This window comes from Rahnella sp. WP5 (genome assembly GCF_000745615.1).
In the GTDB taxonomy this organism is placed as follows: domain Bacteria; phylum Pseudomonadota; class Gammaproteobacteria; order Enterobacterales; family Enterobacteriaceae; genus Rahnella; species Rahnella aceris.
In genome coordinates, this window is sequence record NZ_KN050721.1 from 435,618 (window position 1) to 460,904 (window position 25,287).

The 25,287-nt window shown below is 53.2% G+C and carries 20 protein-coding genes; 17 read left to right on the forward strand and 3 right to left on the reverse strand.

The genetic code is table 11. The features are described 5' to 3' along the window. Positions 1–132: 132 nt before the first annotated feature. From EX31_RS23360 to EX31_RS23375, 4 genes are read left to right on the forward strand one after another with little or no spacing between them, the layout of a single operon-like run. Positions 133–1,086, forward strand: coding sequence for a YbgA family protein (locus tag EX31_RS23360; RefSeq protein ID WP_037037078.1), 954 nt, complete (start codon positions 133–135; stop codon positions 1,084–1,086). A 21-nt stretch (positions 1,087–1,107) separates the two neighbouring features. Continuing rightward, complete coding sequence (phrB, locus tag EX31_RS23365; RefSeq protein WP_037037080.1) at positions 1,108–2,538, forward strand: deoxyribodipyrimidine photo-lyase; 1,431 nt, start codon at positions 1,108–1,110, stop codon at positions 2,536–2,538. Between the two features lie 33 nt (positions 2,539–2,571). Continuing rightward, positions 2,572–3,555: an MBL fold metallo-hydrolase gene (locus EX31_RS23370; protein WP_037037083.1), complete on the forward strand. Its 984-nt coding sequence runs from the start codon at positions 2,572–2,574 to the stop codon at positions 3,553–3,555. 26 nt (positions 3,556–3,581) lie between these two features. After that, the gene (locus EX31_RS23375; protein WP_037037086.1) at positions 3,582–4,325 is read left to right on the forward strand and encodes a type 2 GTP cyclohydrolase I; all 744 of its coding nucleotides are present in this window, start codon (positions 3,582–3,584) and stop codon (positions 4,323–4,325) included. Here the strand turns inward: EX31_RS23375 and EX31_RS23380 are convergent. Continuing rightward, positions 4,322–5,707 carry an MFS transporter gene (locus EX31_RS23380; RefSeq protein ID WP_369794826.1) on the reverse strand — a complete coding sequence of 462 codons (1,386 nt, stop codon included), beginning with the start codon at positions 5,705–5,707 and terminating at the stop codon, positions 4,322–4,324. The two genes, EX31_RS23375 and EX31_RS23380, sit on opposite strands and share 4 nt — an antisense overlap. 275 nt (positions 5,708–5,982) lie before the next feature. Here EX31_RS23380 and pxpB point away from each other — a divergent pair, with 275 nt between their 5' ends. From pxpB to nei, 5 genes are read left to right on the forward strand one after another with little or no spacing between them, the layout of a single operon-like run. Next, positions 5,983–6,648 (forward strand): 5-oxoprolinase subunit PxpB, encoded by a 666-nt coding sequence (pxpB, locus tag EX31_RS23385; protein ID WP_013576450.1) that lies wholly within the window; start codon positions 5,983–5,985, stop codon positions 6,646–6,648. Beyond that, positions 6,642–7,571: a 5-oxoprolinase subunit PxpC gene (pxpC, locus tag EX31_RS23390; RefSeq protein WP_037037091.1), complete on the forward strand. Its 930-nt coding sequence runs from the start codon at positions 6,642–6,644 to the stop codon at positions 7,569–7,571. Before pxpB ends, pxpC begins: the two co-directional genes overlap by 7 nt. Beyond that, complete coding sequence (gene pxpA / locus EX31_RS23395; RefSeq protein WP_037037094.1) at positions 7,561–8,298, forward strand: 5-oxoprolinase subunit PxpA; 738 nt, start codon at positions 7,561–7,563, stop codon at positions 8,296–8,298. Before pxpC ends, pxpA begins: the two co-directional genes overlap by 11 nt. Positions 8,299–8,325: 27 nt before the next feature. Continuing rightward, the gene (gene pcp / locus EX31_RS23400) at positions 8,326–8,976 is read left to right on the forward strand and encodes a pyroglutamyl-peptidase I (protein ID WP_037037096.1); all 651 of its coding nucleotides are present in this window, start codon (positions 8,326–8,328) and stop codon (positions 8,974–8,976) included. Beyond that, on the forward strand, positions 8,976–9,770 hold the full coding sequence (nei, locus tag EX31_RS23405; RefSeq protein WP_037037099.1) for an endonuclease VIII: 795 nt from the start codon (positions 8,976–8,978) through the stop codon (positions 9,768–9,770). The genes pcp and nei overlap by 1 nt, the downstream gene beginning before the upstream one ends. Positions 9,771–9,821: 51 nt before the next feature. Here the strand turns inward: nei and EX31_RS23410 are convergent, their stop codons facing one another. Then, positions 9,822–12,590 (reverse strand): autotransporter family protein, encoded by a 2,769-nt coding sequence (locus EX31_RS23410; RefSeq protein WP_231576107.1) that lies wholly within the window; start codon positions 12,588–12,590, stop codon positions 9,822–9,824. 420 nt (positions 12,591–13,010) lie between these two features. Beyond that, positions 13,011–14,294, reverse strand: a complete 1,284-nt coding sequence (locus tag EX31_RS23415; RefSeq protein WP_013576444.1) for a citrate synthase — start codon at positions 14,292–14,294, stop codon at positions 13,011–13,013. Between the two features lie 827 nt (positions 14,295–15,121). Here EX31_RS23415 and sdhC point away from each other — a divergent pair. The 8 genes from sdhC to sucD all read left to right on the forward strand — a co-directional run bounded on the left by sdhC (position 15,122) and on the right by sucD (position 24,973). Beyond that, positions 15,122–15,511: a succinate dehydrogenase cytochrome b556 subunit gene (sdhC, locus tag EX31_RS23420; RefSeq protein WP_013576443.1), complete on the forward strand. Its 390-nt coding sequence runs from the start codon at positions 15,122–15,124 to the stop codon at positions 15,509–15,511. After that, on the forward strand, positions 15,505–15,852 hold the full coding sequence (gene sdhD / locus EX31_RS23425; RefSeq protein WP_013576442.1) for a succinate dehydrogenase membrane anchor subunit: 348 nt from the start codon (positions 15,505–15,507) through the stop codon (positions 15,850–15,852). Before sdhC ends, sdhD begins: the two co-directional genes overlap by 7 nt. Positions 15,853–15,855: 3 nt before the next feature. Next, entirely contained in the window at positions 15,856–17,622 is a 1,767-nt protein-coding gene (gene sdhA, locus EX31_RS23430) for a succinate dehydrogenase flavoprotein subunit (protein ID WP_013576441.1), read from the forward strand. 19 nt (positions 17,623–17,641) lie between these two features. Continuing rightward, positions 17,642–18,358: a succinate dehydrogenase iron-sulfur subunit gene (locus EX31_RS23435; RefSeq protein WP_013576440.1), complete on the forward strand. Its 717-nt coding sequence runs from the start codon at positions 17,642–17,644 to the stop codon at positions 18,356–18,358. A 400-nt stretch (positions 18,359–18,758) separates the two neighbouring features. Then, entirely contained in the window at positions 18,759–21,566 is a 2,808-nt protein-coding gene (sucA, locus tag EX31_RS23440; protein WP_013576439.1) for a 2-oxoglutarate dehydrogenase E1 component, read from the forward strand. Between the two features lie 46 nt (positions 21,567–21,612). Beyond that, positions 21,613–22,842, forward strand: coding sequence for a 2-oxoglutarate dehydrogenase complex dihydrolipoyllysine-residue succinyltransferase (odhB, locus tag EX31_RS23445; protein ID WP_013576438.1), 1,230 nt, complete (start codon positions 21,613–21,615; stop codon positions 22,840–22,842). A gap of 92 nt (positions 22,843–22,934) precedes the next feature. Next, positions 22,935–24,101: an ADP-forming succinate--CoA ligase subunit beta gene (gene sucC, locus EX31_RS23450; protein ID WP_013576437.1), complete on the forward strand. Its 1,167-nt coding sequence runs from the start codon at positions 22,935–22,937 to the stop codon at positions 24,099–24,101. Further along, positions 24,101–24,973 carry a succinate--CoA ligase subunit alpha gene (gene sucD / locus EX31_RS23455; protein WP_013576436.1) on the forward strand — a complete coding sequence of 291 codons (873 nt, stop codon included), beginning with the start codon at positions 24,101–24,103 and terminating at the stop codon, positions 24,971–24,973. The genes sucC and sucD overlap by 1 nt, the downstream gene beginning before the upstream one ends. The last annotated feature ends 314 nt before the right edge of the window (positions 24,974–25,287 follow it).

Genomic DNA, 25,287 nt, shown 5'->3' on the forward strand with positions numbered 1-25,287 from the left:
CGGGGTTTTTTATTGCCTGTTGATAAACCTGTACAATATTATTTTTATGTATAACTTGTGCTAAAGTTATACATAAGGGTGATGAATCAATGCCACCTCTTACTTTCCTTTCTGGGACACAAGGCGCCGACAATGACGAAAACAATTCCGATTGGTATCAGTGCATGCCTGCTGGGTGAAAATGTCCGCTTTGATGGCGGGCATAAGCGTCTGGCGTTTGCCGTAGAGCAACTGGCGCCTTATGTGCGGTTCGAGCCGATCTGCCCGGAAATGGCGATAGGCTTACCGACGCCGCGTCCGGCGCTGCGTCTGGTGAAAATGGATGACGGTATCGTGATGCGTTTCAGCAATGACGAGAGCATCGACGTCACCGAAAAGATGCAGAGTTACGCCGAAAAACGCGTGGCGCCGCTGACCAGCCTTTGCGGTTATATCGTCTGTGCAAAATCCCCGAGCTGCGGGATGGAGCGGGTGCGGGTGTACAGCGCTAACGGTAAAGATGCCAAAAAAGCCGGTATCGGGATGTATACCGCCGAGCTGATGAAACAGCATCCGTGGTTGCCGGTGGAAGAAGATGGCCGGTTAAACGATCCGGTGCTGCGGGAGAATTTTGTTGAGCGCGTTTTTGCGCTGTTTGAACTGAACCAGCTTCGCGAAAGTGGCCTGACGCGCGGCAAACTGATGGCATTTCACAGCCGTTATAAACTCATTTTGCTGGCCCATTCTCAGCCGGAATATCGTGAGCTGGGGCGCTTTGTGGCTGCGATGGCAGAGTGGGACTCTCTTGAGGACTACTTCACTGAATACCGGTTACGGCTGATGAACCTGTTGCTCCACAAAGCCACGCGCCGCAATCACACCAACGTGCTGATGCATGTGCAGGGGTATTTCCGCAAACAGCTGAGTTCGCCGCAGCGTCAGGAACTTGCGGGCCTGATCGACCGCTATCGCCAGGGTATGCAGCCGTTGCTGGCGCCGATCACCTTGCTCAAACATTACATGTCGGAATACCCGGATGCCTATCTGGCTGACCAGCGTTATTTCGAGCCTTATCCGGAAGCTTTAAAACTTCGATACGGACATTAATACGGATATAAAAGGGAAAATATGACCACGCATTTAGTCTGGTTCCGTAATGACCTGCGGATAACCGACAATCGCGCGTTGCATGCGGCCTGTGAAGACCCGCAGGCGCGTGTTATTGCCGTATTTGTTGCCACGCCCGAACAGTGGAAACAACATGAAATGGCACCGCGGCAGGCGATGTTTATTTATCAACATCTTCAGGCGTTACAGCATGCGCTGGTTGAGCGTGGCATCGGTCTGCATTACCACCAGTGTGATGATTTTGCCGACAGCGTGACGTGGCTGAAAGATTTCTGCAAAACCGAAAAAGTGGATGCGCTGTTTTACAATAAACAGTATGAAATCAACGAGCGTCAGCGTGATGCGGCGCTGGAGAACGCGGTCAGTGAATCGGTCATCTGCCACGCTTTTGACGACAGTCTGCTGCTGCCGCCGGGGTCGGTAATGACCGGCAATAATGAAATGTACAAGGTTTATACGCCTTTTCGCCGCGCGTTTTTATCCCGCCTGACCGAATCTGACAGCCGTTCGCTGCCTGCGCCACAGGCGCGAGAAAATGCTGAAAAAGTGGTGACACACCGGCTGATGCCGTTCGATTATCCGCTGGCGGATATCGGCGATCATTTTGCGATTGGCGAGGAAGCCGCGCGTAACCGGCTGCGCAGTTTTTGTCGTGAACAGGTGCAGGATTACCTCGAACAACGTGATTTACCGGCGGTCGACGGCACCAGTTCGCTTTCGCCGTATCTGGCCATTGGCGTGCTTTCGCCGCGCCAGTGTCTGAACCGTCTGCGCGCCGAATGCCCGGACGTGCTGGAGAAAACCGACGGCGGCGCGTTCGGCTGGCTGAATGAGCTGGTGTGGCGCGAGTTTTACCGCCATCTGATCGTCGCCTGGCCGAAACTTTGCAAACATCAGCCGTTCGTTGCATGGACTGACAACGTGCGCTGGCGTCATGCGCCCGATGATTTGCAGGCGTGGAAAGACGGGAAAACCGGTTATCCGATTGTAGATGCGGGTATGCGTCAGCTGAATGCGACGGGCTGGATGCATAACCGTCTGCGTATGATTGTCGCCAGTTTTCTGGTGAAGGATTTACTGATCAACTGGCGTGAAGGCGAACGCTATTTCATGTCGCAACTTCTGGATGGTGATCTGGCGGCCAACAACGGCGGCTGGCAGTGGGGTGCCTCGACGGGTACCGACGCCGCGCCGTATTTTCGTATTTTCAATCCGACGACACAGGGCGAACGTTTTGATAAAACCGGATGCTTTATCAAAGCCTGGGTGCCTGAACTCGCGGATGTGCCGGAAAGAGACATTCATCAACCGCATCGCTGGGCGGAAAAACATCATCGCGTGCTAGACTACCCGCTGCCGGTTATTGATCACGCGCAGGCGAGAAAAGACACGCTCGCGGCGTTTGAGGCGGCAAAAAACCGGTCAGACTGACTTTACTCTCTCACCACGACAAGGAGCGATGTGATGAAAAAATACCTGCTGGCGATGATGCTGGCGTGCTGGGCGGGCCAGGCCAACGCGGGATTTGATGTTGTGGCGCTCGGCGTGAATGGCGGCGTCGAAGAAGGTAACCTCACCTCCTATCTGATCCGAAGTGACGATCAAAAACTCTATCTCGGACTGGATGCCGGTTCTGTTTTACCGGGCATCCGCAAGGCGCTGGAGAAAGGCAGTTTTCCGCAGGTCACCGCCGAAAATGCCGCACCGCTGACCCCGCAGGGCGCGGTTTTCCGCAACCTGATTGGCGGATACTTTATCAGTCACGGTCATCTCGACCATCTTGCAGGGTTGATTATCAGCTCGCCGGAAGACAGCAAAAAACCGATTTACGGCATGGCCGATACCATTGGCACGCTGCGTCAGCATTATTTCAATGGCCGCGTCTGGCCGAACTTTACCGACTCCGGCAGTGGTTTACGTATCGGCACCTATCGCCTCAACCAGCAGCGTCCGGCACAGAGATTTTCTCTCGGACTGACCGGTCTGGACGGCAGTATTTATCCTCTGAGTCACGGCGGTACGCCATCCAGCATGATCCTGGTCAGCCGCAATAATCAGTCTTTTGCCTTCTTCGGCGACACCGGCCCGGATGAAGTCGAGAAATCAAAAAATCTCGATACCGTGTGGCGCATGCTGGGCGATGAAGTGAAAGCACAACGGCTGAAAGGGCTGATTATCGAAACGTCGTATCCCGATGGCGTACCCGACAGCAAACTGTTTGGGCATCTGACGCCGGACTGGCTGCTGAAAGAGCTGGGAACGCTGCAACAATATGCCGGTGGCGAAGGTTCGCTGAAAGGCCTGACGGTGATTATCAGCCACGTTAAACCCAGCCTGAAAGCCGGGGCAGAGCCTGAACAGGCGATCATGGCGCAGCTGGAAAAAGGGAATAATCTGGGCGTGAATTTTGTCAGGATGGCGCAGGGTGATAAATTAGAGATCAAGTAGACCATCCATTAATAACGAGAAACGCCATGAATAATCTCCAGCTTGAAAAGCTGATTAATCAGAAACTGGATATCAGCAATTACAAAGATTACGCACCGAACGGATTGCAGGTTGAAGGGCGTCGTGAAGTGCAGCGCGTGGTGACCGGCGTGACGGCGTCGCAGGATCTGCTGGATGCCGCAATTGCTGTCGAAGCTGATGCGGTTCTGGTGCATCACGGTTATTTCTGGAAAGACGAACCGGCTGAAATCCGCGGCATGAAGCGTAACCGTCTTAAGACGTTGCTGGCAACGGATACCAATATGTACGCCTACCATCTGCCGCTGGACGGCCATCCGGAGCTGGGGAATAACGCGCAACTGGCGAAACTGTTCGGTATCGACGTGCAGGGGGAAATTGCCGTGCTGTTGCCGTGGGGCGAGCTGGAAAAACCACTGACCGGTGAAGCATTCCGCCAGCGCATTGAAGTGACGCTGGATCGCAACGTGCTGCACAGTTCACAGAATGCACCTGCCGAAATCCGTCGCGTGGCATGGTGTTCCGGTGGCGGTCAGGGCTACATTCAGAAAGCCGCAGAATTTGGCGTCGATGCCTTTATCAGCGGCGAAGTGTCTGAACAAACCATTCATATTGCCCGTGAAATGGGCCTGCATTTCTTTGCCGCAGGCCATCACGCCACCGAACGTTATGGCGTGAAAGCGCTGGGCGAATGGCTGGCAGCGGAACACGGGTTAGACGTCATGTTCATCGACATCGACAATCCTGCCTAATTTTTCTTTTCGACCGTCTCTTCAGAAACGCTGTCTTCCAGCAGGGTGAACGCCCGCTGTAATCCGGTATCCACTTCGGGATCTGCGCCCTGCGGTGGATACTTGCTTTCCTCTTCTTCTTCCTCTGCGGCTTCGCTTTCCTCAACCTGCGGTTCCACCACGTTTTCCGGTGCGGGCATGGTTTCCTGAATCATCTGTTCGTCAAACGCCGGGTTTAGCGCAGGCGAGAGCGGGGAACTGCTCAGGCTGTCCGGCATGGCGATGTGCGGAACCGGTGCATCGACCGCCATCTGTGTTTCTTCTTCCTTTTTCGACGTCCGGCTCAGTGCCACAATCCCGGCACCGCACAGGGCAAAAAATGCATACAGGATATTGCCACCCAGCGGTTCGATCAGCGCGCCGACCGCCAGCGGGCCGATACAGGCGCCGACGCCAAAAGCCATCAGCAGACAGGCTGAAAGCGAGACGCGACGCTCCGGTTCGATCATGTCATTGGCGAGCGCGACGATCAGCGGGTACAAGGTGAACTGCATCAGGCTGACGACAAAACCAATGGCGAGCAACAGCGGGAATGAGATGTGGCTGAACAACGCCAGTGGCAGGGCAGTAACGGCCAGCAGGATGGCGTTTATGCGCATCAGCATGTTGCGGTTATAGCGGTCAGAAAGCCAGCTGAGCGGGAACTGTGCCAGCAGCCCGGCGAAAATCGCCAGCGCCATAAACAGACCGGTTTGTTGTGTGCTCAGCGATTGCTGGCTGGTGTAAATCGGCGCCAGCCCGTAGAACGAACCGACGACCATGCCAATTAACAGCGTGATGGCCAATACTTTAGGGATAGCACCAATAAAGAATTTCAGTTCCATCGGCGCTGGCGACATATGGCCGACGTTGGTGCGTGTAGTCAGCGCAATCGGCACCAGGCACAGGGCAAAACACAAGGCAATAACGATAAGCGTACTGACGCCTAAATCGCTGTTGAGCATCAGTACGACCTGACCAAGCGCCATCCCGAGATAAGACGCCACCATATAAAAGCCGAATACCACGCCGCGCTGACTGGCTTCGGCCTGATCATTGAGCCAGCTTTCCAGCACCATATATTGCACCATCATGCATAAGCCGATGATCAGGCGCAGCACCACCCAGACCGGGATGATGTCAGTCAGGCCATGGCCCAGCACGGCGGCGGTGATAATGCCGGAGCAGGAAACGTAGGCACGAATATGGCCGACGCGGGCGATCAGGATATGGCCGACTTTGCCGCCGATCACCAGCCCGATGTAGTTGGCTGCGATGATCGCCCCGATCATCGCGCCGCTGACATGAATCGCGGAAAGACGCAGGGAAATGTAAGTCGTCAGCAGGCCGGAACCCAGTAACATCAGTAATGTCGTGGTGTAGAGCGGAAAAAAGAGTGCTAATGGTTTTCTCACAGGCCATCCCTATTGTGTAACGAAGGCGTTATCCAAACGCTAAAAAACAGCAACGTTTCTGAGAGTAGCAGTTGCAGGCGGCGGGCGAAACCTCAGTGTCCTGCGCTAACGGGCAGATGAGTTGACATCAGCACTCTGTTTCACGCATAACTGATAACAAATCTCACGCTATTGATTCGATGAATAACCCAATGATCCACAACCCTTCTTTAAGGAGTGCCTGAGTGCAACGAGCACGATGTTACCTGCTGGGCGAACGCGCGGTAGTGCTGGAACTTGAACCCCCGGTATCACTGGTAAGCCAGCAACGGATCTGGGGGCTGACGCAACGTTTACAGGATCGCGCCGCGTATCCGGGCGTGCGTGAAGTCATTCCCGGCATGAATAATCTGACGGTATTACTCTCTGAGGCGCAAAGTTCGGCGCTGGATGCCATTGAGCGTCTGCAAAACTGGTGGGAAGAAAGCGAAGCCATCGAGCCTGAATCGCGGCTGATTGAAATTCCGGTGATTTACGGGGGTACGCAGGGGCCGGATTTGGACAACGTGGCGCGTCATACCGGCATGACGCCGCGTCAGGTCGTCGAATGTCACGCAGGTGCTGATTACATCGTCTATTTTCTCGGTTTCCAGCCCGGTTTCCCTTATCTGGGCGGCATGCCTTCGACACTTGCCACGCCACGTCACGGCGAACCGCGCCTGTCAGTGCCTGCGGGTTCGGTTGGCATTGGCGGCAGTCAGACAGGTATTTATCCTCTTGAGACCCCGGGGGGCTGGCAACTGATCGGCCAGTCGCTCATCGCGATGTTTGATCCGCTGCGGGAACAGCCGACATTATTGCTGCCGGGCGACAGCGTGCGTTTTGTGCCACAGAAGGAGGGCGTATGCTGAAGGTTTTACGCGCCGGGATGTTGTCCACGGTGCAGGATTTAGGCCGCAATGGTTACCGCCAGCAGGGCGTCAGTCAGTCCGGTGCGCTGGATGCCCCGGCGCTGCGGTCTGCCAATCTGCTGGTTGGCAATGACGAAAATGCGGCTGCGCTGGAAATTACCCTTGGTCAGTTCAGTGCCGGGTTTCACCGCGAAGGCTGGATCGCGCTGACCGGCGCCGGTTGTCACGCACAACTTGATGGTAAAGAGGTGTGGACCGGCTGGTGTTACGAAGTGAAACCGGGGCAGGTGCTGGCTCTGAAAATGCCCACCCGCGGCATGCGCAGCTATCTGGCGGTTTCCGGCGGCATTGATGTGCCGGAAGTTATGGGATCACGCAGTACCGATCTGAAAGCCAAATTCGGCGGTTTCCACGGGCGTCCGTTGCAGGATGGCGATATGTTGCCCATCGGTGATTCGTTCCGGCAACCGCAAAAAACCGGTGGCATTAAACAGTTGCTGTTTGGCAACCGCATTCGTGCATTGCCGGGGCCGGAGTATCAGGAATTCAGCGAGAAGTCGCGCGATGAATTCTGGCGCGCCGCCTGGCAGCTCAGCCCGCAAAGTAACCGTATGGGATACCGTCTGCACGGGCATACCCTGAAGCGCGAAACTGACCGTGAAATGCTGTCGCACGGCTTATTGCCGGGCGTTGTGCAGGTGCCACATGGTGGCCAGCCGATTGTTCTGATGGCCGATGCTCAGACTACTGGCGGCTATCCGCGTATTGCCTGTGTTATTGAGGCGGATTTGTATAATCTGGCGCAAATCCGCCTGGGCGAACCGATTCATTTCGTCAAATGCACACCGGAAGACGCGCAGAAGGCCTTACGTGAGCAATCACTCTTTATCGAACAGATTAAACGGGGGCTGCATGGTTGTTGATCTTAACGCCGATTTAGGCGAAGGCTGTGGGAATGATGAGGCGCTGTTGCAGCTCGTCAGTTCAGCCAATATCGCCTGCGGATTTCATGCCGGTGACGCGCAGACCATGCAGCAATCCGTGCGCCGGGCGCTGAAATACGGTGTGGCGATTGGCGCGCACCCGAGTTTTCCTGATCGGGAAAATTTTGGCCGCACCGCCATGCAACTTCCTGCCGAAACCGTGTATGCGCAGGTGGTGTATCAGCTGGGTGCGCTGGCTGCCATCACCCGTGCGGAAGGCGGACACATGGTGCATGTAAAGCCGCACGGCGTGTTGTACAACCAGGCAGCAACCGACGCCGTGCTGGCGGATGCCATCGCCCGAGCGGTACATGCGGTGGATCCGGCATTGCGTCTGGTCGGGCTGGCGGGCAGCGAATTAATTCGTGCCGGTGAACGCCTTGGCCTGCAAACCCGTCAGGAAGTGTTCGCTGACCGGCGTTATCAGAACAACGGATCACTGGTGCCGCGCACTCAGCCGGATGCGATGATCGAAAGCGACGAACTGGCGTTGGATCAGACATTGTCGATGATACAGCAACAAAAAGTGCTCAGCCGCGAAGGTGTCTGGGTGCCCGTTAATGCGGAAACTGTCTGTCTGCATGGTGATGGTGAGCACGCGCTGACGTTTGCCCGCCGGTTGAGGCACGCGTTTGCTGAACAGGATATTCAGATCAGCGCAGGCTGATTTTTGCAGAATCTGAGGAGTACCTCTATGCGTAAAGTTTTAGTCACCGGTTTTGAGCCTTTTGGCGGCGAGCGCGTTAATCCATCATGGGAAGTAGTAAAGCAACTGGGTGACCTGGAATTGTCGGGCGCGCAGATTGTGGTTCGTCAGTTGCCGTGCGTGTTCGGCAAAGCCATTGATGCGCTGAATGCGGCGATCGATGAAGTGCTGCCGGAAATGGTGATCTGCGTCGGACAGGCCGGTGGCCGCAATGATTTCAGCATCGAACGCGTGGCGATCAACGTCGATGACGCGCGTATTGCCGATAACGACGGCAATCAGCCGGTGGATGAGGTGATTGTCAGCGACGGCCCGGCGGCGTATTTTTCCACTCTGCCGATCAAGACAATTGTTAACGGATTACGCGAGTCGGGGATCCCTGCATCGGTGTCGCAAACCGCCGGTACCTATGTCTGTAACCACGTGATGTACGGCCTGATGCACCGTCTGGCACAGCCTGCCTGTAAGGTGGTGAAGGGCGGTTTTATCCATATTCCTTACCTGCCTGAACAGGCCGCGCATCATCCGGGGGCGCCAAGTATGTCAGTACATACTGTTCTGAACGCCCTTGAGCTGACGATCGCCATCGCGCTGCACACGAAACAAGATTTGAAAATTGCCGGGGGTGCGACTCACTGATGCCTGAAGGTCCTGAAATTCGCCGTGCGGCCGATGTGCTGGCTACGGCGGTAGTGAATAAGCCTCTGACGGATGTCTGGTTTGCGTTTCCGGCCCTGAAACCTTATCAGTCAGCGCTGCGTGGAACCAGAATCACGTCGATTGAAACGCGGGGGAAAGCCCTGCTGACGCACTTTTCCAACGGACTGACGTTGTACAGCCACAATCAGCTTTACGGCGTCTGGCGGGTGGTCAATGCCGGTGAAGTGGCGAAAGAAACCAAACGCTCGCTGCGGGTAAAGCTGGAAACCACCGAAGCGGCGATTTTGCTCTACAGCGCGTCCGAAATCAGTATTTACGATACGGCGGAAATCGAAAAGCATCCGTTCCTGCAACGTATCGGCCCGGATGTGCTGGATGAGCGACTGACAGTCGCGCAGGTACGTGAACGGTTACTTTCGCCTAAATTCTGCAACCGGCAGTTAGGCGGAATGTTGCTGGATCAGGCTTTTCTGGCCGGGTTGGGGAATTATCTGCGGGCGGAAATTCTCTGGCTGGCGAAACTGCTGCCGGATCATAAACCAAAAGAGCTGAATGACACGGAACGGGATGCGCTGGCCGATGCCTGTTTGTCTGTTGCGCGGTTGTCGTACGCCACGCGAGGTACGATGGATGAAAATGTGCATCACGGCGCGCTGTTCCGTTTTAAGGTATTTGGCCGCACAGGCCAGCCATGTGAACGTTGCGGCGATCCGATCATGAAAACCAGTGTGTCATCGCGACCATTCTTCTGGTGTCCGGTGTGTCAGGTCTGAAAGATAAAAAAGAAAAGGGCACCGGAGTGCCCTTGCTCAGTGTTTTCAGAATCAGAAATTCACTTTGATACCCAGATTACCGCTGTAACCTTCCAGATCTGAATCAAATCCTTTCTGGTAGCGGACGTCTGTATAAATTGTGGTGTTTTCACTGAGTTTGCCCGCCAGCCCTGCGCCAGTCTGCCACCAGTTGTCGCTGAATTCCGCTTTAAGCCGTTGAGTCGCGAATTGTACTTCGGGTTCATCGCCAATAGTCGTGACGGCATCCAGCGTCAGATAAGGCGTCCAGGTTGGATTATCCATGAACAACCGCACACCGCCGCGTGCCTGCGCATTACTGGTTGATACGCCGGAGACATTGCTGATGCCATCGTTGAAATCTTCCAGATTCAGATACTGATAAATCACCTGCGCCTGAGGTTCAATTTTCAGATTTTCATGCAGTGTAAAGGGTTTGCCTGCTTCCACTGATAACGCGACGCCATAACCGTCCTGATCGGCATCATGCGTGCTGTCATAGCTGTTTTTATACCAGCTGCCCATACCCACCGCGTCAATGTAGCCGCCATCCTGCGCTTTTAGCGTGTAGTAACCGCCGAGGCTATAGATGTCGCTGTCTACACTGCCAGCTTGTACGGAATATATCGGGTTATTGCTGCGAAGGCTGTCTTCCGCGTCGGTATTCTGACGTCCGAGTGTCACGAGAATACCGGCACTGCGTTCGGTGTTTGCTTCGTTTTTATCCCACATCAGATCCATCCCTAACTGCGCATACCAGGTATCGGTATCATAGCTGTAACGGCCTGCGTCATTCTCGGTGTGAGTACCGACAATCCGACCCCATGCGCCGTCTTTATGTAGCACATCACCGCCGGTACGCTGGTGATAAGTGCCAATCGCATCAAAGCCATACTGCATATTCAGCGCCGGTGCCGCGATATATCCCGGTACTTCCTCACGCCACGGCTGGATGTCGTCGGATGGCGTCGGAGTTGGGTTCACATCCGGATTGGCGTCAGGTGCAGGGGCAGGGATCGGCGTTGAACAATCATAATTAGCGCAGGTGCTCAGATACCAGTTTTCACCCTCACCGGTGGTGATATCACCTTTACGCAGCCCGTAGTTGAACGCACCCGCTGAAACAGAATTCCCCAGCGTGAAGGCATTGGTTCCCTGGGTATTGGTTCCATCCACGGTAACCACTTCAATCCCGTTGCCCTGTGTATAGTTACCGTTGCCGCCTGTGCTGGTGACATACAAGGTGTTTTGACCGGTAATGTCGCCCGTTACGTGGATCTTGTCTGTCGGCGAGTTGCTGTCATCCAGATAGGTATTGATACGGTATGTGCCGTCGCCGGTCATATTGCTGTTCACGGTAAGTTCAGAGTATTCATTACCGTTATGTGTGAAGAACGTGGTGCCACCGGAGTTCATCTGCGAAATCGTGGAATCACCGGTCAGCGTCCACCGGCTGGAATCGTCGATATTAATGCTGTTGGTACTGGCGGTGATGCCTTGCCATTCAGAGCCGCTGTTAAGATAGACATCCACAACACTGCCGGTATCGGCAATGATATCGCCTTCCATGTGAGAGTTACTGGCCGACAAGTTGATCTGGCTTTGTGTGGTAACACCGGTGCTAGTACTGGTGTAACTCCCGGCTTTCAGCAGCACGCCGTTTCCGCTTTGCACGGTTGACCTGTTGTTCACGTTAATCCGGGTATTGGCACCTGCAGCCAGTATTCCCTCGCTGGTGGCACTGCTGACAAGGCTGTTATCCAGCGTCACAATGGCCTGATGTTCTGCATCAAAACCCTGCATATAGATGCCATTTGCTAATGCACCAGTGGCCGATAACTCGCTGTTGCTGATGGTCATCTGGCTGTTGGCATAGGAACGGACAGCGGAAGCCCCTTCGCCGGTAGAAATCCCCGTAACCGCATTGGCATCAAGAGTAGAATCATTCATTGCTACCAGCAGATTACTGTTTGCACCGTAAGTTGTGATCTCAGCACCATCAAGATCCATAATCCCGGAGCCTGTGGCTACAGCAGCGGCTGAACGGGTACCTTCGGTCTTGAGCACTATATTTTTGGCCGTTAGCGTTGCGCCCTGACTGGCAAAAAAACCGATGTTATTATTGCCTGTCGTGGTGTAGGTCCCGCCTGTCAACGTCACATCGCTATAGGCGTTGCTATTCACCATGATATCGTCAGTGCCGGTCATTTCGACGTTGCCGTTTATTATGTCAACGGTAGTTCTTTTGGCATCGCTGGAACCTGACGCATAAATGACATTTTGGGAACCTGCAGAGTTTTGTTTAACCGTGAGATTTTCAATGCTCAATGAGGCGTCAGAAACGGTGAGCGCATGTTTTGCGTTAGTTAATTCTATGTTTACATTACTCAGGTTCACCGATGCACCCGACTGGATATTAATTCCCTGTGCCTGAGCGGCATCACTGTTGATACGTATATCATTACCTGTTAATGTCGAACCGACATCTGAGACATAAATAACACTGCTGTCATCTTTGCCCGTACGGATGTCGGTATTATTAATTTCGGCTGATGCGCCAGTAATAATGTTAAATGTTTTGCTGGAATCTGTTGTGCTGACATCAGCATAATTAAGGATTAACTTACCTCCGCTAATAATATTGAATGCATAAGCTTCGCTGCCGGTCGTGGAAACTACGGATTGAACGGGCACTGGCGAAGGTATTCCAGGGACAGTGATTTCACCATCAACAATAACTTCCGTACCCGCGCCGGTGATGGTGTAAGCGTGATCGCCCGTACCTGTCGTAGCGAAACTCAAGGCATCAGCAGGGGTTATGCCCGTTGAAAATGTGGTTGTTGCAAGTGCAATAGAAGACGGTAATAAAAGACTAAAGATGGCGCTCGATAATAATGTTTTTTTAAATAAATGCGGGTGTTCCCGATATTCTTCCATGTCAAAATGTCCTTTGTTTTAATAATGGCGTGTTTATCTTACATGTTTCATTAATACGCTTTTTTAATTAGCGGATTGCAATGAATCATATTGTTGATGACTATGAGTTTATTGTCAGATGAATTTCGGGGGATGGTATATCACGGAAGGATAAGCGTCAAATATTGGTACTGATATATTGAATCGTTAATTTATGCTTAATATATAATTAAGGTCTCTTTGGGTTGAATAAATAAAAAGGCCAATGAATTATTCATCGGCCTTGTATATTAGGACAGGAGGGAATTATTTTTTCAGCTGAGAATGGAAATCGCGTTTGTCATAGCCGGTATAAAGCTGGCGAGGACGGGCAATTTTGATACCTTCCTGATGCATTTCGCTCCAGTGAGCAATCCAGCCAACAGTACGCGCCATCGCGAAGATCACGGTGAACATGGAAGAGGGAATACCCATGGCTTTCAGGATGATGCCGGAGTAGAAATCGACGTTCGGGTACAGTTTCTTCTCGATGAAGTACGGGTCGTTCAGTGCGATATGTTCAAGCTCCATCGCTACTTCCAGCAGGTTGTCTTTCAGATCCAACTCTTTCAGCACTTCATGACAGGTTTCACGCATCACGGTTGCGCGCGGGTCGTAGTTTTTGTAAACACGGTGACCAAAGCCCATCAGGCGGAAAGAATCATTCTTGTCTTTTGCACGTTTCACAAATTCAGGGATGTGATCAACGCTGCTGATTTCTTCCAGCATTTTCAGTGCAGCTTCGTTCGCGCCGCCGTGAGCCGGTCCCCACAAGGACGCGATACCGGCAGCAATACAGGCGAACGGGTTAGCGCCAGAAGAACCGGCGGTACGCACGGTGGACGTGGAGGCGTTTTGCTCATGGTCAGCGTGCAGGATCAGAATACGATCCATCGCGCGTTCCAGAATTGGATTCACTTTGTATTCTTCACATGGGGTGGCGAACATCATGTGCAGGAAGTTACCTGCATAGGACAGGTCGTTGCGCGGATATACAAACGGCTGGCCGATAGAATATTTGTAACACATGGCAGCGACGGTCGGCATTTTAGACAGCAGACGGTAAGCCGCGATTTCACGGTGACGTTCGTTTTCTACGTCGATGGAGTCGTGATAAAAGGCGGCCAGTGCGCCGGTGACGCCACACAGCACAGCCATCGGGTGAGAGTCGCGACGGAAGCCGTGGAACAGACGGGTGATTTGCTCATGCACCATGGTGTGGCGGGTGACATTGGTTTTGAATTCATCGTACTGTTTCTGAGTCGGCACTTCGCCGTTCAGCAGCAGATAGCTCACTTCAAGGAAAGTGGACTCCTGTGCCAGCTGGTCAATCGGGAAACCACGGTGCAGCAGAACGCCTTCGTCACCGTCGATATAGGTGATTTTGGACTCGCAGGATGCAGTAGAGGTGAAACCGGGGTCATAAGTGAAAAGACCTTTAGAACCGAGGGTGCGGATATCCACTTCATCCTGGCCCAGTGTGCCGGACAGCACGTTTAGTTCAATCGGGTCGTGACCTTGTAGGGTAAGTGTCGCTTTCTTATCAGCCATTTACAGTCTCCTTAGCGCCTTATTTTTAAAAATCAGTAACAACAGAAATGCCTGGAAGCGACGCCTTGTAAGGTCATTATTATTGTCAGCCTTAGCTCTGCGATCGAATGGGAAGGGAACGTAGAGCTGAGTCGAAGTGCAGTCTCAGACTGCTCTGTGACAAACAAGCGGCGTTTCATCGTTGTTAACGATTCGGTAAATCATTACTGTTCTGTCGCTCAGTACCTGTGAAGAGTATGAGGATTTACACAATCACCACTTTTGCATAACTTGGGCCGTCAGGGAAGACCCTGCATTGCGATTGTGTGATCCACTGATTCTTCAGAAACTTTCACCATTTTGGTGCGTGAAGGCGAAGCCGGTATGTGCGCAGAATCACAGTCCTATAGGGATAGTTCATTTGTAATGGAAATGTTGATCAAATGTCAAACTGGATAATTTATTTCGTGTCTTTTGTGAAAAATGGGAGCTAACTCACTGTTTCGGAGAAATGTGAATAAAGCATTTGTAGGGCAATTGTAATAGGAATGTGATCAACCTATACTCCTACAAGGTCTCCGGGCAATCCGAAGTAGGAGCACCCAGCACTCTCTTTTTTGTCTCAGATTTTATGAAAATGGACTTAAAGGAAAACACATTTCTGCGCCGTTTAAGCACATCGGATGTCGTTGTTTGAGCGCGTGAAATGTTGGGCTTTTAGCTCAGCTTTCCAACGTTATTGGTTCTGTGGGGAGGCGGTAAGTCAACGCATCCACAACGACAAGAACGAAGGAAAGGGTGCTGTCTGACATACTGCTCCGGACCGGAGGAAAAATAATAAGAGCTGTGTGGGCAAAACCGTGAAAAAACAAAGACCTGTCAATCTGGATCTGCAAACGATCCGGTTTCCTGTTACTGCGATAGCGTCCATCTTACACCGAGTCTCTGGCGTAATTACCTTCGTCGCCGTCGGTATCCTCCTCTGGCTGTTAGGCCTGTCTCTCTCTTCTCCTGAAGGGTTTGCGCATGCTGCCGCCATCATGAATAGCTTCTTCGTCAAATTCATCTTTTGGGGAATACTCACTGCGCTGGCCTATCACGTTTGCGGTGGCGTACGCCATTTGCTGATGGATTTTGGCTATATCGAAGAGAGTTTGGCTGCCGGTACCCGTTCTGCCCAGGTGGCAATCGGTCTGACCGTCGTGCTGTCAATTCTGGCTGGAGTTCTCGTATGGTAAGCAACGTTTCTGCGTTAGGGCGTAATGGTGTGCACGACTGGCTGTTACTGCGTGCTTCTGCAATTATCCTCACCCTGTATATCCTCTATATTCTGGGCTTCGTGGTTCTGGCTCAGGAACTGACATTTGATGTCTGGCATGGCTTCTTCTCTTCCTCCATCACCAAAGTATTCACACTGCTGGCGCTGCTCTCAATTCTGATACACGCGTGGATCGGCATGTGGCAGGTGTTAACGGACTATGTGAAACCGCTGGCTGTCCGGCTGATGCTGCAACTGGCTATCGTCGTGGTGTTAGTGGTTTACCTACTTTACGGAACAATTGTTGTTTGGGGAGCGTAGTAAATGAATCTGCCAGTCAGAGAGTTTGATGCTGTCGTCATCGGTGCAGGTGGCGCCGGTATGCGTGCCGCGTTACAGATTTCACAAATGGGGCTGTCTTGCGCCCTGATTTCAAAAGTCTTCCCGACCCGCTCCCATACGGTGTCCGCGCAGGGCGGTATCACCGTCGCGCTGGGTAACACCCATGAGGATGACTGGGAATGGCACATGTACGACACCGTAAAAGGTTCCGACTATATCGGTGATCAGGACGCCATTGAATATATGTGTAAAACCGGGCCGGAAGCGATTCTGGAACTCGAACACATGGGGCTGCCTTTCTCCCGTCTTGAAGACGGCCGCATTTATCAGCGTCCGTTTGGCGGCCAGTCGAAAAACTTCGGTGGCGAGCAGGCGGCACGTACTGCGGCAGCCGCTGACCGTACCGGTCACGCCTTGCTGCACACGCTGTATCAGCAAAACCTGAAAAAAGGCACCACGATTTTCTCTGAATGGTATTCACTGGATTTAGTGAAAAACCAGGACGGCGCGATCGTCGGCTGTACCGCAATCTGCATTGAAACCGGCGAAGTGGTGTATTTCAAAGCCAAAGCGACCGTACTGGCGACCGGCGGCGCAGGCCGTATTTACCAGTCCACCACCAACGCCCACATTAATACCGGCGACGGTGTTGGCATGGCGCTACGTGCAGGTGTTCCGGTGCAGGACATGGAAATGTGGCAGTTCCACCCGACCGGTATCGCTGGCGCAGGCGTTCTGGTGACAGAAGGCTGCCGTGGTGAAGGCGGTTATCTGCTCAATAAAGACGGCGAACGTTTCATGGAACGTTATGCGCCGAATGCCAAAGACCTGGCGGGTCGTGACGTGGTGGCGCGTTCCATTATGATCGAAATCCGTGAAGGCCGTGGCTGCGAAGGTCCGTGGGGCCCGCACGCTAAACTGAAACTCGATCATCTGGGTAAAGACGTTCTGGAATCCCGCCTGCCGGGCATCCTTGAACTGTCGCGTACCTTCGCACACGTCGATCCGGTGAAAGAACCGATCCCTGTTATCCCAACCTGTCACTACATGATGGGCGGCATTCCGACCAAAGTGACCGGTCAGGCGCTGCGTGTTAACGCACAGGGTCAGGATGAAGTGATTCCGGGTCTGTTCGCGGTGGGTGAAATTGCCTGTGTATCGGTACACGGCGCTAACCGTCTCGGTGGTAACTCACTGCTGGATCTGGTGGTGTTTGGCCGTGCGGCGGGTATGCATCTGCAGGAATCTATCACCGAGCAGGGCGAAAGCCGTGATGCTTCTCAGGACGACATTGATGTATCTCTGGAGCGTCTGAACCGCTGGAACAACACCCGTTCAGGTGAAGATCCGGTGGCTATCCGTAAAGACCTGCAATCGTGCATGCAGAACAACTTCTCGGTATTCCGTGAAGGTGATGCGATGGCGAAAGGTCTGGAAGAACTGAAAGTGATCCGCGAGCGTCTGAAATCTGCCCGTCTGGATGATACGTCCTCAGAGTTCAATACCCAGCGCGTTGAGTGTCTGGAACTGGATAATCTGATGGAAACTGCGTTCTCCACCGCTGTCTCTGCAAACTACCGCACTGAAAGCCGGGGTGCTCACAGCCGTTTCGACTTCCCTGAGCGTGATGATGCGAACTGGTTGTGCCACACGTTGTATCAGCCAGAAACAGAAAGCATGACCCGCCGTGAGGTGAACATGCAGCCTAAGCTTCGCGCGGCGTTCCCGCCGAAAGCGCGTACTTACTAGGGCGGAGCGGAGACAGATTATGAAAATTGAATTTTCGATTTATCGCTACAACCCGGACGTTGATGACGTGCCGTACATGAAAGATTACGTGCTGGAAGCTAAAGAAGGGCGCGATATGATGTTGCTCGACGCGCTGATTTTGCTGAAAGAACAGGATCCGACGCTGGCTTTCCGCCGCTCATGCCGTGAAGGTGTTTGCGGGTCAGATGGCGTCAACATGAACGGCAAAAACGGCCTGGCGTGTATCACACCCGTCTCGACGTTGCGTAACGGCAGCAAGAAAATTGTAATCCGTCCGTTGCCGGGGTTACCGGTTGTCCGTGACCTTGTAGTAGACATGGGGCAATTCTATAAGCAGTATGAGAAGATTAAGCCTTACTTGTTGAATGATGGGAAAAATCCTCCGGCGCGTGAACATTTGCAAATGCCGGATGACCGCGAAAAGCTGGACGGATTGTACGAATGTATTCTCTGCGCCTGCTGTTCAACGTCCTGCCCGTCTTTCTGGTGGAATCCCGACAAGTTTGTCGGTCCGGCAGGCCTTCTGGCCGCTTACCGTTTCCTGATCGACAGCCGCGATACCGAGACTCAATCGCGCCTTGACGATCTGAATGATGCTTTCAGCGTATTCCGCTGCCACAGCATCATGAACTGTGTGAGTGTATGCCCAAAGGGGCTGAACCCGACCAAGGCTATCGGCCATATTAAATCGATGCTGCTACAACGCGGTGCCTGATTGATAAGCCACGCACAGCGGGAACTCAGGTTCCCGCTGTTATTTAGTTACCACCGGTTTTTCGCTTTCTTTAGTTACAAATGTGGTAACTGAGGTGGGGATAGCAAATAATTAATTTTTTAATAACAAAGTAGCAACAAGTGCAACAAAGTTGCGCCTGACTGGAGTAAGATAGCCGGGTCAAAAACCGGGAGATAAAAATCCCCCGAAAGGCAGCCGAAATAAGCAGGGTAACTTCAAAAATCAGTCACGCGCATGGCGGATTTCTGAAGGTTCCTTGAAGAGCCAACCGCTCAACCAACGAACTGTTTTAGTATGGAAAACCGTTTTACCGCGGTGTATCACGGTCATTATTATTAACCACGGCGAAAACTAAAGCTTCAAAGCTTAAGGGATCACGATGCAGAACGGCGCAATGAAGGCCTGGCTGGATTCCTCCTATCTGGCGGGTGCAAACCAGTCTTACATAGAGCAACTCTATGAAGACTACTTAACCGATCCTGGTTCCGTTGACGATAGCTGGCGTTCGATTTTTAAACAGCTACCAACAGTGGGTGTGAAACCAGAGCAACTCCATTCTCAAACTCGGGACTACTTCCGCCGCCTGGCGAAAGACGCGTCACGTTATAACTCCTCCATCAGCGATCCGGAAACGGATGCCAAGCAAGTCAAGGTGCTGCAGTTAATCAACGCCTTCCGCTTCCGTGGTCATCAGAACGCAAACCTTGATCCCCTCGGCCTGTGGAAGCTGGACGCTGTGCCTGATCTGGACCCGGCGTTCCACCATCTGACTGAAGCTGATTTCCAGGAAACCTTCAACGTCGGTTCATTTGCCATTGGCAAGGAAACCATGCAGCTCGGCGAGCTGTATAAAGCCCTGAAGCAAACCTATTGCGGTTCCATTGGTGCGGAATACATGCACATTACCAACACTGAAGAGAAACGCTGGATCCAACAGCGAATCGAATCCGTGGCAGGTCGTGCGAGTTTCACCAATGATGAGAAGAAAACGTTTCTTAAAGAGCTGACCGCTGCAGAAGGTCTGGAGCGTTATCTGGGGGCGAAATTCCCGGGTGCAAAACGCTTCTCACTCGAAGGTGGCGATGCGCTGGTTCCGATGCTGAAAGAAATGATCCGTCATGCTGGCAAAAACGGAACCCGCGAAGTCGTGCTGGGTATGGCGCACCGCGGTCGTCTGAACGTACTGATCAACGTGCTGGGCAAAAAACCTCAGGACCTGTTCGACGAATTCTCCGGTAAGCATAAAGAACACCTGGGCACCGGTGATGTGAAATACCACATGGGGTATTCGTCTGATGTGGAAACCGAAGGCGGTATGGTTCACCTGGCGCTGGCGTTTAACCCGTCGCACCTGGAAATCGTCAGCCCGGTGGTCATCGGTTCTGTTCGTGCCCGTCGTGACCGTCTGGACGAAGCGCGCAGCAACATGGTTCTGCCAATCACCATTCACGGTGACGCGGCCATTACCGGTCAGGGTGTGGTTCAGGAAACCCTGAACATGTCGCTGGCACGCGGTTATGAAGTGGGCGGTACCGTGCGTATCGTCATTAATAACCAGGTGGGCTTCACCACCTCGAATCCGAAAGATGCGCGTTCTACCGATTACTGTACCGATATCGCGAAAATGGTGCAGGCACCGATTTTCCACGTCAATGCCGATGACCCTGAAGCGGTGGCTTTCGTGACCCGCCTGGCATTGGATTTCCGTAACACCTTTAAACGTGACGTCATGATCGACCTGGTTTGCTACCGTCGCCACGGCCATAACGAGGCCGACGAACCTAGCGCAACCCAGCCGCTGATGTACAACAAGATCAAGAAACACCCGACGCCACGCAAGATTTACGCTGATGTCCTGACTGAGCAAAACGTAGCCAGCCTCGAAGATGCCACGGAAATGGTCAACCTGTACCGCGATGCGCTGGATGCCGGTGAATGCGTAGTGGAAGAGTGGCGTCAGAATGACATGCACACTTTCACCTGGTCACCGTATCTGAATCATGAGTGGGATGAGGCTTATCCGAACAAGGTCGAGCTGAAACGCCTGCAGGAACTGGCGCGTCGTGTCAGCCATGTGCCTGATGCGATCGAAATGCAATCCCGCGTTGCCAAGATTTACGGCGACCGTAACGAGATGGCCGAAGGCAATAAGAAGTTCGACTGGGGTGGCGCGGAAAATCTGGCCTACGCTACGCTGGTAGATGAAGGTATTCCGATTCGTCTGTCCGGTGAAGATACCGGCCGCGGCACCTTCTTCCATCGCCATGCGGTGATCCATAACCAGAAAAACGGTTCCGTTTACGTGCCGCTGGCCAATATTCATAACAGCCAGGGCGAATTCAATGTCTGGGATTCTGTGCTTTCCGAAGAAGCGGTGCTGGCCTTTGAATACGGTTACGCGACCGCTGAACCGCGCACCCTGACCATCTGGGAAGCGCAGTTCGGTGACTTCGCCAACGGTGCACAGGTGGTTATCGACCAGTTCATCAGTTCCGGCGAACAGAAATGGGGCCGCATGTGTGGTCTGGTGATGCTGCTGCCGCACGGCTACGAAGGGCAGGGGCCGGAGCACTCCTCCGCGCGTCTGGAACGTTATCTGCAACTTTGCGCTGAGCAAAATATGCAGGTGTGTATCCCGTCTACCCCGGCGCAGGTTTACCACATGATCCGCCGTCAGGCACTGCGCGGTATGCGCCGTCCGCTGATCGTGATGTCACCGAAGTCTCTGTTGCGTCATCCTCTGGCGGTTTCTACGCTTGAGGAGTTGGCTGACGGCAGCTTCCTGCCAGCGATTGGTGAAGTCGACGAACTGGATCCGAAACAGGTTAAGCGCGTGGTGATGTGCTCCGGTAAGGTTTATTACGACCTGCTGGAACAACGTCGCAAAAACGAGCAAACCGATGTGGCGATTGTCCGCATCGAACAGCTTTACCCGTTCCCGCACAAGGCAATTCAGGAAGTGCTTGAGAAATTCTCACACGTTCATGATTTCGTCTGGTGTCAGGAAGAGCCACTGAACCAGGGCGCGTGGTATTGCAGCCAGCACAATTTCCGTGAAGTGATTCCTTTCGGGGCTTCTTTACGTTACGCAGGACGCCCGGCCTCTGCCTCTCCGGCAGTGGGCTACATGTCCGTTCACCAGAAGCAACAGCAAGATCTGGTTAACGATGCGCTGAACGTTAAATAACCGCGTCGGTGTCAGTTAACTATATGGAACATAAGAAGGATTGATAATGAGTAGCGTAGATATTCTGGTCCCTGACCTTCCTGAATCCGTTGCGGATGCGACGGTTGCCACCTGGCACAAAAAGCCGGGCGACAGTGTTGAGCGTGACGATGTACTGGTAGAAATTGAAACCGACAAAGTGGTTCTGGAAGTCCCGGCGAGTGAAGCCGGTATCCTGGACAGCATTATCGAAGACGAAGGTGCGACGGTCATTTCCCGTCAGATCCTGGCACGTATTCGTCCGGGTAACAGCAGCGGTAAGCCAAGCACTGAGAAAAGCTCCGATAAAGAAGCGACTCCTGCGGCACGCCACACAGCAGCACTGGAAGAAGAGAACAACGACGCACTCAGCCCGGCTATCCGCCGTCTGATTGCAGAACATTCTCTGGATGCCAGCGCGATTAAAGGCAGCGGTGTTGGTGGTCGTCTGACCCGTGAAGATATCGAACAACATCTGGCGAAAGCCAAAGACGCGAAACCGGCAGCCGCGCCAGCCGCCGCTCCGGCAGCGACCAGCGCCGCTCCGGCTCTGGGTTCACGTAGTGAAAAACGTGTGCCTATGACCCGTCTGCGTAAGCGTGTTGCTGAGCGTCTGCTTGAAGCGAAGAACAGCACTGCGATGCTGACGACCTTCAACGAAATCAACATGAAGCCAATCATGGATCTGCGTAAGCAGTACGGTGATGGTTTCGAAAAACGTCACGGCGTGCGTCTGGGTTTCATGTCTTTCTATCTGAAAGCCGTGGTTGAAGCGCTGAAACGCTATCCGGAAGTGAATGCCTCTATTGACGGCGAGGATGTGGTTTACCACAACTATTTCGATGTCAGCATCGCGGTATCCACGCCACGCGGCCTGGTGACCCCGGTTCTGCGTGATGTCGATACGCTGGGCATGGCGGATATCGAGAAGCAAATCAAAGAGCTGGCGATCAAAGGTCGTGACGGCAAACTGAAAGTGGAAGAACTGACCGGCGGTAACTTTACTGTGACCAACGGCGGCGTCTTCGGCTCCCTGATGTCCACGCCAATCATCAACCCACCACAGAGTGCGATCCTCGGCATGCATGCCATTAAAGATCGTCCTATGGCGGTCAATGGTCAGGTAGTGATTTTGCCAATGATGTATCTGGCGCTGTCCTACGATCACCGTCTGGTTGATGGCCGTGAATCGGTCGGCTTCCTGGTGACCATTAAAGAGATGCTGGAAGATCCGGCTCGTCTGCTGCTGGACGTCTAGTCCCGGCACTGCGAAAGATTAGAGATCGAAAAATCTGCGGCACAGTTCGCTGTGCCCTGATAAGCCTTCCTACTAAGAATGGATAGAACATCATGAATTTACACGAGTATCAGGCGAAACAGCTGTTCCTGCGCTACGGCCTGCCAGCACCGACGGGCTTCGCCTGTTCCACCCCGCGTGAAGCGGAAGAGGCTGCATCGAAAATCGGTGCCGGTCCGTGGGTGGTGAAATGTCAGGTTCATGCCGGTGGCCGCGGTAAAGCGGGCGGCGTGAAAGTGGTCAAAAGCAAAGAAGAGATCCGCGCTTTTGCTGAGCACTGGCTGGGTAAACGTCTGGTCACTTACCAGACAGACGCCAGCGGTCAGCCGGTTAACCAGATCCTGGTTGAAGCGGCAACGGATATCGATCAGGAACTGTACCTCGGTGCGGTAGTGGATCGCAGCTCCCGTCGCGTGGTGTTCATGGCATCTACAGAAGGCGGCGTGGAAATTGAGAAAGTGGCAGAAGAGACGCCACACCTGATCCATAAAGTGGCACTGGATCCGCTGGCAGGTCCGCAGCCTTATCAGGGACGCGAACTGGCTTTCAAACTGGGCCTGACCGGTAAGCAGGTTCAGCAGTTCACCAAGATCTTCATGGGTCTGGCGAACATCTTCCTTGAGCGCGATCTGGCGCTGATCGAAATCAACCCGCTGGTGGTGACTACCGCTGGCGACCTGATCTGCCTCGACGGCAAACTGGGTGCAGACGGCAACGCCTTGTTCCGTCAGCCAGAATTGCGCGAGATGCGCGATTACAGCCAGGAAGATGCCCGTGAATCTCAGGCAGCGCAGTGGGAACTGAACTACGTTGCACTCGACGGCAACATCGGTTGCATGGTGAACGGTGCCGGTCTGGCAATGGGTACCATGGATATCGTGAAACTGCACGGTGGCGAACCGGCTAACTTCCTGGATGTTGGCGGTGGCGCAACCAAAGAACGCGTGACCGAAGCCTTCAAAATCATCCTGTCCGATGAAAAAGTCAAAGCTGTCTTCGTTAACATCTTCGGCGGTATCGTTCGTTGCGACCTGATCGCCGACGGTATCATCGGCGCGGTGGAAGAAGTGGGCGTCAGCGTACCGGTTGTGGTGCGTCTTGAAGGTAACAATGCCGAGCTGGGTGCCAAAAAACTGGCAGACAGCGGTTTGAACATCATTGCAGCGACCAGCCTGACGAATGCGGCTCAACAAGTTGTCGCGGCAGTGGAGGGGAAATAATGTCGATTTTAATCAACAAGAACACCAAAGTTATCTGCCAGGGTTTCACCGGTAGCCAGGGGACTTTCCACTCCGAACAAGCCATCGCTTACGGCACCAAAATGGTTGGCGGCGTTACGCCAGGCAAAGGCGGCACCGAGCATCTGGGCTTGCCAGTGTTCAATACCGTGCGTGAAGCGGTAGAAACTACCGGCGCAACGGCGTCTGTGATTTATGTGCCGGCACCGTTCTGTAAAGACTCTATTCTGGAAGCGCTGGATGCAGGTATTAAACTGATCATCTGTATCACTGAAGGCATTCCGACGCTGGATATGCTGGTGGTTAAAGTGAAACTGGATCAGAGCGATGCAGTGATGATCGGGCCAAACTGTCCGGGTGTTATCACGCCGGGCGAATGCAAAATCGGCATCATGCCGGGCCACATTCATCTGCCAGGCAAAGTGGGCATCGTTTCCCGTTCCGGTACGCTGACGTATGAAGCCGTTAAACAGACAACTGATTACGGTTACGGCCAGTCTACCTGCGTCGGTATCGGCGGTGACCCGATCCCGGGCTCTAACTTCATCGATATCCTGAAGCTGTTCCAGGAAGATCCACAGACTGAAGTGATCGTGATGATCGGTGAAATCGGTGGTAACGCGGAAGAAGAAGCTGCAGCGTACATCAAAGCACACGTGACCAAACCGGTTGTGGGCTATATCGCGGGTGTGACTGCGCCTAAAGGCAAACGTATGGGCCATGCAGGCGCCATCATTGCCGGTGGTAAAGGCACTGCTGATGAGAAATTTGCAGCGCTGGAAGCGGCAGGCGTGAAAACCGTTCGCAGCCTGGCCGATATCGGCGAAGCCGTGAAATCATTGCTTCCGCAATAAGTATTACCCCACCCGCACCGGTGAAATTACGGTGCGGGTGAAGCCGATTTATTTAAGAAAAAGATTCGACATGTTGGCCACCTTAGGGTGGCCTTTTTTATTTTAAGCGAAATAGTTAACATTCGCTGAATTGAGCTATATTTATTAACACAGCACGATAGGTCCATTGGAAATAAAAGGTTAATAATTAGGTTTAAACAGGTAGCAAAATAAATATTAACGATAACCATATAAACACAATTAATTAACATAAGGGCCACCCTTAAAGCTCAATGAAACCAACGGTTAACATCCTGAAATATTTTTTTCGAAAT